Annotated in this window: 13 protein-coding genes; all 13 read right to left on the minus strand. The window is 25.7% G+C overall.

From position 1 onward, the window contains the following. Positions 1–6: 6 nt before the first annotated feature. Positions 7–477: a GNAT family N-acetyltransferase gene (locus tag EXC62_RS00775; RefSeq protein WP_035375650.1), complete on the minus strand. Its 471-nt coding sequence runs from the start codon at positions 475–477 to the stop codon at positions 7–9. Between the two features lie 76 nt (positions 478–553). Next, complete coding sequence (locus tag EXC62_RS00780) at positions 554–1,363, minus strand: hypothetical protein (protein WP_026390310.1); 810 nt, start codon at positions 1,361–1,363, stop codon at positions 554–556. A 109-nt stretch (positions 1,364–1,472) separates the two neighbouring features. Then, a complete protein-coding gene (locus EXC62_RS00785) occupies positions 1,473–2,504 on the minus strand; it encodes a Gfo/Idh/MocA family oxidoreductase (RefSeq protein ID WP_162140154.1) in 1,032 nt (343 codons plus the stop codon). A 14-nt stretch (positions 2,505–2,518) separates the two neighbouring features. Then, positions 2,519–2,875 (minus strand): YccF domain-containing protein, encoded by a 357-nt coding sequence (locus EXC62_RS00790; protein WP_026390308.1) that lies wholly within the window; start codon positions 2,873–2,875, stop codon positions 2,519–2,521. Between the two features lie 61 nt (positions 2,876–2,936). After that, positions 2,937–3,611 (minus strand): hypothetical protein, encoded by a 675-nt coding sequence (locus EXC62_RS00795; protein ID WP_162140153.1) that lies wholly within the window; start codon positions 3,609–3,611, stop codon positions 2,937–2,939. Further along, positions 3,598–4,212, minus strand: coding sequence for a hypothetical protein (locus EXC62_RS00800; RefSeq protein WP_026390306.1), 615 nt, complete (start codon positions 4,210–4,212; stop codon positions 3,598–3,600). The genes EXC62_RS00795 and EXC62_RS00800 overlap by 14 nt, the downstream gene beginning before the upstream one ends. Continuing rightward, on the minus strand, positions 4,196–4,897 hold the full coding sequence (locus tag EXC62_RS00805) for an ABC transporter ATP-binding protein (RefSeq protein ID WP_026390305.1): 702 nt from the start codon (positions 4,895–4,897) through the stop codon (positions 4,196–4,198). Before EXC62_RS00805 ends, EXC62_RS00800 begins: the two co-directional genes overlap by 17 nt. Then, on the minus strand, positions 4,878–5,252 hold the full coding sequence (locus tag EXC62_RS00810) for a GntR family transcriptional regulator (RefSeq protein WP_026390304.1): 375 nt from the start codon (positions 5,250–5,252) through the stop codon (positions 4,878–4,880). The genes EXC62_RS00805 and EXC62_RS00810 overlap by 20 nt, the downstream gene beginning before the upstream one ends. A gap of 90 nt (positions 5,253–5,342) precedes the next feature. Next, positions 5,343–6,161, minus strand: a complete 819-nt coding sequence (gene map / locus EXC62_RS00815) for a type I methionyl aminopeptidase (protein ID WP_026390303.1) — start codon at positions 6,159–6,161, stop codon at positions 5,343–5,345. 49 nt (positions 6,162–6,210) lie between these two features. Continuing rightward, positions 6,211–7,689, minus strand: coding sequence for an alpha-amylase family glycosyl hydrolase (locus EXC62_RS00820; RefSeq protein ID WP_035375649.1), 1,479 nt, complete (start codon positions 7,687–7,689; stop codon positions 6,211–6,213). Positions 7,690–7,759: 70 nt separating this feature from the next. Beyond that, positions 7,760–9,820, minus strand: a complete 2,061-nt coding sequence (locus tag EXC62_RS00825) for an ABC transporter ATP-binding protein/permease (RefSeq protein ID WP_052589799.1) — start codon at positions 9,818–9,820, stop codon at positions 7,760–7,762. A gap of 8 nt (positions 9,821–9,828) precedes the next feature. Next, positions 9,829–11,859, minus strand: a complete 2,031-nt coding sequence (locus tag EXC62_RS00830; RefSeq protein WP_162849124.1) for an ABC transporter ATP-binding protein — start codon at positions 11,857–11,859, stop codon at positions 9,829–9,831. Between the two features lie 3 nt (positions 11,860–11,862). Continuing rightward, a complete protein-coding gene (locus EXC62_RS00835) occupies positions 11,863–13,878 on the minus strand; it encodes an ABC transporter ATP-binding protein/permease (RefSeq protein ID WP_129747395.1) in 2,016 nt (671 codons plus the stop codon). Between the last annotated feature and the right edge of the window lie 54 nt (positions 13,879–13,932).

A 13,932-nucleotide genomic window follows, 5' to 3' on the forward strand; every position in this document is an offset into this window, starting at 1 on the left:
GCTTCCTTATTTATTTATTAACCTTGTATAAACACTATTAACACTACTTACTGGTGTAAGTTCAATATATTTGCTATAAAAAGATATAACTTTTTCGCCTACACTACCGATTATTGCATATCCATAACCATCATTCTTCATTGCTGTTAAACATTTTTGTAACAATACTTGTCCAATATTTAAACCTCTAAACTTTTCATTTACACCTGTTGGTCCAAAATAACCTTTTGCAGTTGCATCATAACAAGCAAATCCAACTATTTCGTTATCTGAAACAGCAATAAAACATGTTGGATTATTTTTATAGATTGCAGCTTTAACCTCAGCGGCCCATCCTTTTGTAAAATTCTTCAAAACGAATTCAACTAATGCATCTGAGTTTGGAGATAATAATCTCTTAATACTTACTTTATCAGTTTTAAGGTCAACATTTATTTTATATTCATGATAAAGATTAACAATTAAATCATAATACACTTTAACAACCCCATTCTTTATTTTTATTATACACTATTTAACTTGTATTTATAAGTAAAAATAAAAGAATCAAAAATTATTGATTCTTATCATTAAAGGCTTCATAAAATTCGATTGTTGCTTTTGCTAAATCAAGAGGTAATACTAAATATCCAATATATAGTGTTAAACTTAAGATTTGAAAATAATTAAATGATACTCTTGGTTCTTTAACATATCCAATACCAAACATTATTGTTGCAAATACTATTAAAGCAATTTGTCTAATCATGATCAACTTATTCATTTTTAATTTTAAAGTATCAAAATAAACAATAGCTGCATTTATTCCTGTTATCATAATAACTAATAAATACTTTAATGAGTTTTCATCTATATTGATTATTCTAACAAGATAATTAGACAGAATTATATACACAATAACTTCAATAAATATAATCCAAAAAGACATTCTCTTTTTATCTAAATATTCAATAATACTTATTTGATTACGTGTATTAATCTCAATATTCCATCTCTTCGAATATAATACTTCTTTTTTTTCTTTAAAAATATTCTTAGCTATATATAAATATAAAATATTTGTTACCAAGAATAAAATACTAGTAACAATAGCAAAAATAACATACTGAACCTTAATATATACTAGTATTGTTGTCGTAGTAAAAAAAAGAAATTGAATAGCCCAAAATATAATTTTTATTTTCTTACTGTAATCAATAATTTGATCATAGTAAATACCAAAAGGAAATATAAATAAAATAGTTAAGGTGAAAAAAGAACTATTAATATCATACTCTTTTCTATTTCCAAGTATAAATAAAATACCTAAAACTAGATATATAATCCAAACAGCCAATAATAAACCTTTACTGCTTCTTTTCATTTTTTCCCTTTAAATTCATTTTTTTCTTCATACACTCTCACCCTAAATCCATTATAACATATTTTCACATATTTATATTTTATTAAAAAAAGAACTAAAAATTTCTAGTTCATTTTTTAATTATTATATCTTTGTTTAACTTGTTTGATTTCAATGCCATCTCCATTATAAGAATAACATTTAATGCTAATTCTTTATCAATATCATCAACTGGTTTAATAAAGATATCTTTTGCTACTTTATCATAAAACATGTATTGTTGACCCTTGTAGAGTGGAATCTTCTCAATCTTTAAGTCTTTATTAATTAATTCACTTCTTAATTCGTTTGTTTGATATATATCATTTGGTTTTTCATTCAAACTATCTGGTGAATCAAATCCATATTTAACATAAGTAGAATTAGTACCCGTTACCATAAGTCTTGGTTTTGGTTCGCGTTCTAACATTTCAGCACCAATAAAGGCTTTAAATCCATTATCATACGATAATATCATTTCAAAATGATCATCAACGATTGAACCATCTTTATCAAAATATAGTTTATTGTAAACCGCTCTAGGAAGACCAAAAAGATCAACAGCATGATGAACTAAATGAGGCGCTAAATCATAAAATATTCCTGCCATATCAGTTTCGCTAAATCTCCAATTATTACTAACACTAGGATTATATTGATCAAATCTTGTATTAAATGATACTAATCTTCCGAAATCTTTTTTGTTTAATATTTCTTTTAGCGTTATAATATCACCATCATATTTTCGATTATGAAAAACTCTTAATAAAACACCATTTTCATCTGCTAAATCATAAAGTTTTTTTGCTTTTTCATATGTTTCAACAAATGGTTTTTCACAAACAACATGCTTCTTAGCTTTTAATGCCTTTTCTGTATACTCATAATGAACATCATTTGAAGTTGCTATTATGATTAAATCAATATCTTTATTATTTACTGCATCATTATATTCAGTAATAATCTCTATATTTGGATATAATTTTTTTGCATCTTCTTGATTCTTGTTATTACGAGTCATAATCATCTTTAAATTAAAGTCTTTATTCAAAGAAATTGGTGGGGCGTGAAACTCTCTTCCTGCCATACCGTAACCGATAAGTGCAACATTAATTTTCTTCATTTTTTATTATCCTCTTAAATTACTTCTGCACCAAACGGAATTAACGCCAACTTTGTAAGTTTAAACCATTGTAATCCAAATGGAATTCCAACAATTGTTATACAAGCAACAACCCCAAGCATTGCATATCCTAGGGCCATTCCCCATCCGATAAAAATAGCCCATATTATATTAATAATTGGATGAGCGTCAAAGTTTAATTTAACGTCACTACCAAATGGCGTAATCATTAGCTCTGCTAATTTAAAAAATTGTCTACCTAGTGGAATTCCTATAATTGTAATCATACATATAAGTCCAACAATAAACCAGCCAACTGCTGCAACTAACCCCCCAAAAATAATCCAAATAATATTCCCTAATAATTTCATTATTATCCCTTCTTTCAATATTCTATAGACTTATAATACCATATTGATAACAAAATAATTATCAAACTACTTCATACTTTTGTATTTTCAATTTATATTCTTTCTTTTTAATTACTAAACTAATAAACATTAATACTACAAACAACCCCATACAAATTGATTTAAACATTAAAACTCCTTCGTAGTTTTTACCTTCATCATTTTTAACCAAAAAGAAAATAACCACCATTACTAATGCCATTATATTGATTATTATATCAATTACTTTGCTAGTTGGAATTTTAGTTTTATTCAATTCTTTATCGTATGGTATAAGTTCAATACTTGTGGCATATGAGTTTTTAATAACAGTAACTATATATCCAATAATTGAAACACCTATAAGAACAATAATTTCCCAAAGATTTGCTTCAAAACTTAAAATATTTTTTAATACAACAACGAAAAATAAAATTCCAAGTATTATTAAGTTTTTGATTATTAAATACTTTCTAACACCTTTAATTAAATCTTCTTTCTCCGTTGGTATTTGAAATATAAACTTATCTGCAAATAAAATTGTCTCAGCAACAGCTCCTTGACCACTGGCTAACAAAATAAACATCCACATATTACTACTTATATTAGCTCCACTCAATATGTAAACTATTGATACTATTAATATAACAATAGTAAATATTAAGTTAATTTTCCATGTTTTTTTTAAAAAATATTTTGCAACTTTATTTAGCATCATTAAATTTACCACCAGTCTGTATATTTTGCACAATATCACCTTTAACTAACGCATAAAAACTTAATAAGTTAGTTACTATAAAGATACTAATTACTCTTAATTCTAAAGGAAGTTTCGGAATTGCAATACTAAAAATTATAAGCATTAAATAGAAGAAACATATTGTACCACCTTTAAATGACAATCTTGTTAATAGCATTATACACAAATCTAATGAACCAACTGCTGAGATACAAACTAGTAAACCGATTAAGTATTCTAATATTGGTCTATCACCAAGATTAGCAATAAAACTATCATTTGATAAATAAACAATACTAAAGCTAATTGAATAAAAAATGATTATTGTTAAATTCACAAAAACTGTTTTACTTAGGCAAATGATTTTTCTACTAAAAGGAAGCCAAGAAGTCTCACTATTTATATTAAAATTTACACCTAACATTCTTACTAATATCCACAAAAGTAATATTGCTGCAAAGACTATCGCAACAGGTGACTTTAATAACGCAAATACAAATGCAACCAAAAATATGAAAACACAATAAAAGTCTTTTTTACTTATAAATTTTTGTATGTAATAATTAAATAACTTCTTCATGTTGAATTACTTCCTTAAATATATTTTCAATTGAAGTATCTTGCTTTTCTCTTAATGCATCTGCATTTTCATCTAAAAGAACTTTTCCTTTGTTTATAATAATCACATGATCAAATAATCTTTCAACTTCGCTTATGATATGTGTTGATATTATCATCGCTGAATTAGGGTTATAATTATCTAATATTAAATCAATTAGTTCTTCTCTTGCTATAATATCTACCCCTGATAATGGTTCATCTAGAACATAAATATCTGCATCTCTGCATAAAGTCAATATTAAAATAAGTTTTTCATATGTTCCTCGTGATAATGTACTTACACGATCTTTCAAACTTATTTCATATTTTTCTAAAAGTTCAATTGCTCTATCAAATTTAAATCCTTCAAAGAAATACTGATGCCATTTAACTGACTCAAGAACTCGCATCATAAATAAACTATTCTCTGGTAAGTATGCAATTCGCTCTTTTGATTTTGTTCCTAGTCTTTCTCCATTAAATAAGATTTCTCCTCTAGTTGGAATAAGTAAATTGTTAATAAGACCAATCAATGTTGTCTTCCCACTTGCATTTACACCAAGTAAACCATATATTTTTCCACTTTCTATTTCAATGTTTATATCATTCAAAACTTCTTTATTATGAAAGTTTTTACTCAATTTTTTAATTTCTAGTATCTTCATCTTCTATCCCTCTCAATAATTCTATAATTTCATTTTTATTAATCTTCATTTCTTTCATAGTACTCAAAAACTCTTTTAGTAATTTTTCGACATAATCTTTCTTGAACTTCTCAATTAATTCTTTATTATCACTAATAAATTTACCATTTGTTCGTTCAGTATAGATAATTCCTTCATTTTCCAATTCTTGTAGAGCTTTTTGAATCGTATTAGGATTCGTTTTTGTAATTAAAGCTAACTCTCTAACAGAAGGAAGTTTATCTCCTAATTTATATTCGTTATTTACTATTTGTAGTTTTAGTTTTGTTGCTATTTGTAGATATATTGGTTCATTATTATTAAAAGTCCACAACATTATCACCTCACTGTGTTATTTATATAATACACTGACACAATCGTTAAGTCAAGAAAAAAAAGAACAAATCATAAGATTATGATCTATTCCTTATCTTGATAGTATCTTTGCACCATCTTCAGTAATTAAAATTGTATACTCTACTTGGGCAGTTAATGAACCATCAACTGTATATATTCCCCATCCATCAGATTCATCAATAAATACTTTTCTAGAGCCTGCAGATATTAATGGTTCAATTGTAAAAATCATTCCTGGGACAATAAGCATTCCCTCACCTTTTTTGCCATAATGTGAAACGAAAGGTTCTTCATGAAGTTCTAATCCTACACCATGTCCACCAATTTCTCGGACAACTGAAAACTTATTTCTTTTAGCAATCTTATTAATTATATATCCAATATCATCAAGTGTTGATTTCCAAGGAATAATTGCTTTAACACTTTCATCTAATGCGTATTTAGTAACTTCTATAAGTCTATGTGCTTCATCACTTATCTCACCAATTGAAAACATTCTTGAAGCATCACCAATATATCCTTTATATTCAGTTGTGCAGTCAACATTGATAATGTCACCATCTTCTAAATAAACCGAAGAATCCGGAATTCCATGACACGCTAAATCATTAATTGATGTGCAACAATTCATCGGAAATCCTTCAAATCCAAAGCATGGACATGTTCCTCCAAGTTCAACAGTTTTATTCTTAACAATATTATCAATCTCTAAAGTAGTCATTCCGGCTTTTATATTTTTTTCAACTTCATCAAGTACAAGTGTATTAATTCTTGATGCCTCAATAATGCCTTCGATTTGTTCTTTTGTCTTTATCATAGAATCATGTGGAACAAATTTTCCAATTTTTCTTAGTTCATTTAGCCTTTTAATAATCTCTTGATATTCCATAATGCATACTCCAATCTAGGTATATTATACCACTAAAAAGAGTCTTTTATTATATTCTTTTATATGGAGTATAACTAAGTCTAGCTTTTGTATAAGGCTTTAAAATAATAAAACCTTTAGCTTTTAATGTTATATTTAACATTCCTCCACTAATATTGTAATGTTTTGCTTCTCCTAATAAAATCTCAAAGTTTGAATAATTCATAATATCTGAATCTCTTACTAAAATGTTCTCATTTATTTCTTCATCATTTGGATTTATAACAACTAAAACAGTATCATTAACATCATCAGTATGTCTAATAAATGTTATGAACTTTTCACTTATTAAACTTAAATAATCTCCTATTTTCAATGCACGATTATTCTTTCTAATTTCAATCAATTTCTTATTCCAAATCAAATCTTTATTCTCGCTATTTACTAACTCCCACTTCATTGGTGCACGATTTAACGGATCATCGCCACCATCCATACCTAGTTCTGTTCCATAGTAAAGGTTTACTGCTCCTGGAAGTGTGAATTGAAGAACTTGAGCTAGTTTTTGATCTTCTACTTTTGGAAGGATGTGTTTAAGCCTTGCAGTATCATGATTATCTAAGACATTCCATGATTTTAAAACTTCTTCAATTCCAGTATCTTCAATCATTTTATCAAGCATTTGATTAACAATAAATGGTTTTATTTCATTTTTAACACCTTTAATTATTATTTCTCTTGTTGTAAAGTTGATTATTCCATCAATACTTTTTAACCACTTTTGTGGATAATTCCAAATCTCTCCAACAACTAAAGATTTTTCTTTTTCCTTATGTGCATAATCTGTTAATTCTTTTAAATACTTATAGCCTATATCAAAAGCTACATCTAATCTCCAACCATCAATCCCCAATTTTAAAAATGATCTAACAACTGAATCATCATTCTTATAAATATATTCTCTAACTTTTTCATTTTCTAAATTAAGTTCTGGTAGACTAGTCGCATCTGCCCAAAGACGAACTTTATTTGGATATTTATCATCAAAGTAGAACCAATCTTTATATTTATTATTTCCTTTAATTGCTTCAGTATAATAAAGTGAATTAACTCCGACATGATTAAAAACACCATCTAAAACTATTTTTTTATTGTTTTCATGCAATAAATCAATTAATCTCTTAAGATCTTTCTTCGTTCCATATTCCTTAGATATTTCCATATAATTAGTCGCATCATACTTATGATTACTCATTGATTCTTGAATAGGATTTAAATATAAACAATCAATTCCTAATTCATTTAAATAATCCATTTTGTTCATAAGACTTTCTAAATCCCCACCCCAAAAATCTAATTCATGTGACCAATACTTTTCTTTTTCTAAAAATACACCTCTTTTAGGTTCTTCATTCCAACTATGAAAAACTCTTGGTTTATTATATAAATCTTTCTTATCTTTATTACTTGGAGCAAATCTATCAACAATAACTTGATAGACTATCATTCCGTTTCTCCAATCATTTTCTCTTACTTTATATTTATTCATTACAATCCGCCTTTTTCTTTTATTTTATAACAAAAAACCGGCTTATTAAAACTAATACCGGTTTTATATTCTAATTACTTTTCTTAATAACTCGATTATCATACTTTTTTTGTTTTAAATAAGCCAAATTTAAAACTACCATTAATGATATTAAACTCAAAATATTTAATATAACATAAATAGACACAATCCCATTTAATCTAAAACTAAATTGTGGATAAATATATTTCTCAACTCTAATCAAATATTGACTATATCCAAATAATACTAAATAGATTAATAATATTGATGATAACCACATAAAAAAATTTAATATTATATTATCAACAATGAATATTCCAAATATATCTTTCTTCTTCATCCCTAATGACATAAATATTTTAAAATCTTTTTTACGGATTAAGACACTTTCGGTTGCTAATAATGTTATCACTAAAGATGAAAAAATCATTATCCCTAAAAAAATCTTCGGAAGATATTTTTCAATATTAACAATTGCATATCCATAATCCCAAACATATTCCCCGACTATTCCTTCTAAACCAAAAGTTTTAATCTTATTTTTATAAATAAAATTAATTAATTCTTTTCTAGATCTCCCGGTTCCGGTATCAAAAATAACGTTGACATTTACATAGTCATCAGTTATTTCAAATTCATTTTCAAAAACTTTTAGTGCTTTATCACTAATGAATAGATTATAAACTAGTTCATGTTCTAAATCATTAAACTCATTTCTAATAATATAATTATCTTCTTGATTGTCAAAATGTTTTTCATATCTTGTGAAACTAATTCCTACATCAAGTATCCCAACTATTTCAACTACTTGATCATAGACATTTAATGTTTTTCCAATTATATCATTAAGATTAGTTATTTCCATTTTTTCATTATTATCATTTTTATAACCAGTTTTCTTGAATATCTCATACATAAAACTACTTACTACTACTTCATCATCACTTATAGGTAATTCCCCCTCAATAAGTTTTAATCCATATTTATTAATAACTTCTTCATCAAGTAAACTAAAACCTCTAAAAGCTACATCTGGCTTATTTATTTTACCTTCAATAAATAGATTAGTATTTTCACTAGATTCTAAGTATGTTATATATGGCTTAATATATTTAAATTCAGTGAACATTTTTAAATCATCAACTGTATACTCAAGAGGATAATACTCATTAGTTTTTTGCTTAAATTCCTTTTTTTCAATTGGCATATAAGTTATCTTCTCTTTTTTAATAAATCTATTTACATACTCTTTCTCATTATAGAAATAAAGAATAAAAAATATTCCTAAAATAAGCATTGTAAGCGCAGAAAGGCTCAATAGCACCCACATTCTCTTACTTTTCTTTTTAAATATTTTCTTACCATAATAAATCTTATTATTAATACTTAAACCTTTATTTATTTCTTCTTTTGAAGTTATTAAACCACCATCAATATTATTTATTACTTCATCATTAATAAGCTTGCCTTTATCTAAAGTAATTATTCTATCAGCATACACTTTTGCACTATCTAAATCATGTGACACAACTACAACCAGTTTGTCTTTCGATATTTCCTTTAATGAATCAAAAATAATTTTTGTGTTTTCAACATCTAATGAACCAGTAGGCTCATCTAGAAAAATTGCCTTTGGATTCTTAACTAAAGCTCTAACAATTGAGACTCTTTGTCTCTCACCACCAGATAACTCATAAATCATTCTATGTCCATGATCTTTAATTTCAAATCTTTCTAAATGTTTTTGAATATCTTCTTCTAGTAACTCAACACCATTTATATTAGTAGATAACTTAATATTATCGTAAACATTAAAATCTTCTAGTAAATTATGTTCTTGAAATACTAATGATATATCATTAGCAAGGAAATGTTGTTTTTCTCGACTATTAAACTTACTTATTACTCTATCTTCAAATAAAACCTCACCTTTATCTGGCTTCACTAATGTTGATATTGTTTTTAATAGGGTTGACTTACCACATCCTGTTTTACCAACAACAAAAACTAAACCTTTTGATGGCAAACTTAGACTAACATCACTTAAAGCATTACTATATCTTCCATGAACATTTTTATACTTTTTACTAATGTTTTTAATTTCAATCATATAATTAATCACTCTCTTTTACCTAAGATTGACGTTGTATTTTCTTTTAGTTTTTTATTTAATGGTAAAAATATCCCAATAGTACTAACTACTATAAGCCAAATAATTGGTAGTATTATTACTGTTAGATTCTTCGAATATACTTCTAGAATAACAAAATCTCCGCTATTAAACCTTTCATTAAACTTATCAACAATAACACCACTAGTTATAAAGTTAATAACCCCAATAACTACTACAAAAATAATCATAAGAATTAAAAATAAAAGTTTTATATAATTATTCTTAACACCCAGTGATTTCATAACACCAATATCTTTGGAACTTTTAATCATTATGAAATTTATTTGGCTGATTGTTAAAATAATTGAAAAGATTGTTACAAAGGCGATAATACCAAAAGCTATTAAGACTTTTTGAGAATTGTGTTTGATATTTTGCCCAAGTTTAGCAAATTCATACGTATTAATATAAATTTCTCCATCATCTGAAAGTTTTATAATATCTTGAATATTTTTTCTTGATAAATTTTTGGTCAAAACCATAACCTTATATTTATAATCTATATCAAAATCATCTATTGTATATATTAAACCATTTCTACTTTCTTTTTTAAAAGAAGATATTTTTTGATCCGTAAGATCGTTTAGTTTTTCTTTAGCATATGAATATCTCTCATATGACGAATTAGTCTTAACTATTCCTGAAATAATAATTTTTTTTCCTTTTAAAGTATCTATTGTTTTTCCAATTAAATCTTCGTATTTATTAATCACGGTTGCTTCATTATCGTATCTATAGCCAAAATCTTTATAGTGCTCGTATATATATTCAGTAATAAGCACTTCATAAACTTCTTTATTTTTTTTAGGCCGACTACCTGCAATAAGTTCTAAATCATATCTCTTCAAATCAATATCATCTTTCATTTGAACTATTCCCCAAATATAATCGGAGTAATAATTTGATTTTGTTTTATCAGAATTAAGATTGCTGATTTCTATATCAGTTGCATAACCATTATTATAAATTTTAAAAAAATCTACCCCTTTTAGTTTATCAGTAAAAGCCTTGAATGTATCATCATCAAAATTTTGAATAGTTTTATCATTCAAATAACTTATACTTAATTCTTTAATATCATTGTTAAGTACCGATTCTTCCAATGCTTTTGTTTTATCAATTGTTAAATGAACTAACGAATAAGCTAATGCAATTGTTCCTGTTAATAGTAACACCATCATAACTAAGTATCTAGGTATTCTCTTAAATAGAATATTCTTTAAATTCTTAAAAAAATATTTTAAATTTGTTTTGGTCTTTACTTCTTCTAATTGATATTTATTATTAGTTTCTTTTATTCCTTTATTATTAAATTCTTCTGTTAAAATACCATTTTCCATCTTTAATACTACATCTGCATATTCTTCAATTTTCTCATAGTCATGTGATGATAATATTACTAACTTATCTTTTGATATCTCTTTTAAGATTTTATAAATTTCGCTCTTTGTTTCACTATCTAGTGCACTTGTTGGTTCATCTGCCAAGATTATTTTACTATCTTTCATTAATGCTCTTAGAATCGCTACTCTTTGTTGTTCTCCTCCAGATAACTCATCTGGATACTTATCTAAATATTCTTCTGTTAATTCAACTTTTTCTAAATATTTAATTACTTTATCTTCATTAATACTTTTCCCTTGAATACTTAATGCAAATTCAATATTTTCATATACTGTATAATCTTCTAATAAATTATGATCTTGAAATACATATCCTATTATTTGTTTCTTATATTGATTAATTAGCTTTTCTTTTTTATTGCTTATCTCTAAATCATTAAAGTATACACTTCCACTTGTTGGATAGTCATCACTTGAAATCAAGTTTAAAAGAGTAGTTTTTCCACTACCTGATTTACCTTTTATTAGGACTAAGCCTTTATCTTTATATTTATAGGTTACATTGTTTACTGCTAGTACTTCTTTTTTATCTGAATCAATATATTTTTTTGTTACTTTTTCTAGTTTTAACATATCTTATTCTCTATTATTCATAGTCATTGTTGAGCTCATTTTAAGCCTTTTATTTATTATAAAATGTTTAAACACCAAAATCAGAATGAACCAAATTATACTTCCAATTACCATATAATTATTTATTGCTAGGTAATTAATTCTTAACTGATTATCCAAACTAATCATTCTATTAATAAGAGCAAAGTATTTATCATTAAACAATATAATTAATAACACTAGTACTATAAACAGAAATGTTGTATTAACTAAATATAGCATATGGATATATTTTTTAGTTTGTCCTAAACTCCTTATTATCCGAAAATTTCTAGAATTCATAATCAATGTATTCTTAGTTTGATTTATTACAAGTAGAATCGAAAAACTAACAACAATTAATAACACGAAGGTAAAAAGAAGTGCTCTATCTTTAATTCTTTCAATCATTTTATTAATCGTTTGTATATCAATAGTTTTAATATAATAATCTTTATTACTGATAATTGCATTAAAATCCGAACTTTCCATTTCTTTTGTTAATGACATTACAAAAAAACTACTACCATTAAAATCATCTACACCATAGATAAGCAAATCACGACCATATTTTTTGAAAGTATCTAATTCAAAATCAGTATAATGATCATACAAGTTTTTAGCATATGAATATTTTTCATAATTTGAACCTGTATCAACGATTCCACTAACTACTATTTTTTTACCTTTTAATGAACTAGCTACTTTTTTTCCTATTAAATCATCATATGTATTTATTTCTATTTTTACGCCTGCATCAGTATAGCCAAATTCCTTATAATGCTCATATGCATATTTGGAAATTAAAACTTCATACTTATCCGTATTCTTTTGAGGAAGTTTTCCAGAAAGAAGTTTTAATCCTAATTCATCAATCCTATTATCTTGAAGGCTTATATAACCAGAATATCTATTGTTATAATATAAGCTTTTTTTACTTTGATCAATATTAGACATCTCAAACCAGGTTATAGCTGATTTTTTATAAACTTTAATAAATCTTGAATTAGGATATTTTACTGTTAAATCATTAAAATTCTTATTGTTAAATTCCTGTTCTATTCCTTTTTCATTACGATATTCAAAACTAATTTCGTTTATAATATTATCTCTTATTGCAGTTTTAAATGCACCATCTCTTGATACCGTCAGGACTCCTATGCTCATATTTGTTATAGTATACGACAACAGTATTAGAATAAACATAATAACCAATCTTATTGGCTCTTTTAAAAAGAAATTTTTATAATTCTTAAAAAAATATTTAAAACTTATTTTAGTCTTTACTTCTTCTAATTCATTACTATTCGTTTCTTTTATTACTTTATTGTTATTAAACTCTTCAATTAAAATACCATTTTCCATCTTTAATACTACATCAGCATATTCTTCAATATTCTCATAGTCGTGTGATGATAATATTACTAACTTATCTTTTGATATCTCTTTTAAGATTTTATAAATTTCACTCTTTGTTTCACTATCTAATGCACTTGTTGGTTCATCTGCTAGTATTATTTTACTATCTTTCATTAATGCTCTTAGAATCGCTACTCTTTGTTGTTCCCCTCCAGATAGTTCATCTGGATATTTATCTAAATATTCTTCTTTTAATTCAACTTTTTCTAGATATTCAATTACTTCATCTTCATTAATACTTTTCCCTTGGATACTTAATGCAAATTCAATATTTTCATATACTGTATAATCTTCTAATAAATTATGATCTTGAAATACATATCCTATTATTTGTTTCTTATATTGATTAATTAGCTTTTCTTTTTTATTGCTTATCTCTAAATCATTAAAGTATACACTTCCACTTGTTGGATAGTCATTACTTGAAATCAAGTTTAAAAGAGTAGTTTTTCCACTACCTGATTTACCTTTTATTAGGACTAAGCCTTTATCTTTATATTTATAGGTTACATTGTTTACTGCTAATATTTCTTTTTTACCTTCATCAATATATTTCTTTGTCAATTTTTCTAGTTTTAACATTTACCTATCTCCTATAAAAGAAATTAAATAATCAAGGGATTTTAATCCCTTGAT

It is taken from the genome of Haploplasma axanthum (assembly GCF_900660745.1).
GTDB lineage: Bacteria > Bacillota_I > Bacilli_A > Acholeplasmatales > Acholeplasmataceae > Haploplasma > Haploplasma axanthum.

Bases quoted from the DNA above. Each gene is read 5' to 3' on its own strand.
- EXC62_RS00780 (WP_026390310.1), bottom strand. From the start codon at position 1,363: ATGAAAAGAAGCAGTAAAGGTTTATTATTGGCTGTTTGGATTATATAT.
- EXC62_RS00785 (WP_162140154.1), bottom strand. From the start codon at position 2,504: ATGAAGAAAATTAATGTTGCACTTATCGGTTACGGTATGGCAGGAAGA.
- EXC62_RS00790 (WP_026390308.1), bottom strand. From the start codon at position 2,875: ATGAAATTATTAGGGAATATTATTTGGATTATTTTTGGGGGGTTAGTT.
- EXC62_RS00795 (WP_162140153.1), bottom strand. From the start codon at position 3,611: ATGATGCTAAATAAAGTTGCAAAATATTTTTTAAAAAAAACATGGAAA.
- EXC62_RS00800 (WP_026390306.1), bottom strand. From the start codon at position 4,212: ATGAAGAAGTTATTTAATTATTACATACAAAAATTTATAAGTAAAAAA.
- EXC62_RS00805 (WP_026390305.1), bottom strand. From the start codon at position 4,897: ATGAAGATACTAGAAATTAAAAAATTGAGTAAAAACTTTCATAATAAA.
- EXC62_RS00810 (WP_026390304.1), bottom strand. From the start codon at position 5,252: ATGTTGTGGACTTTTAATAATAATGAACCAATATATCTACAAATAGCA.
- map (WP_026390303.1), bottom strand. From the start codon at position 6,161: ATGGAATATCAAGAGATTATTAAAAGGCTAAATGAACTAAGAAAAATT.
- EXC62_RS00820 (WP_035375649.1), bottom strand. From the start codon at position 7,689: ATGAATAAATATAAAGTAAGAGAAAATGATTGGAGAAACGGAATGATA.
- EXC62_RS00825 (WP_052589799.1), bottom strand. From the start codon at position 9,820: ATGATTGAAATTAAAAACATTAGTAAAAAGTATAAAAATGTTCATGGA.
- EXC62_RS00830 (WP_162849124.1), bottom strand. From the start codon at position 11,859: ATGTTAAAACTAGAAAAAGTAACAAAAAAATATATTGATTCAGATAAA.
- EXC62_RS00835 (WP_129747395.1), bottom strand. From the start codon at position 13,878: ATGTTAAAACTAGAAAAATTGACAAAGAAATATATTGATGAAGGTAAA.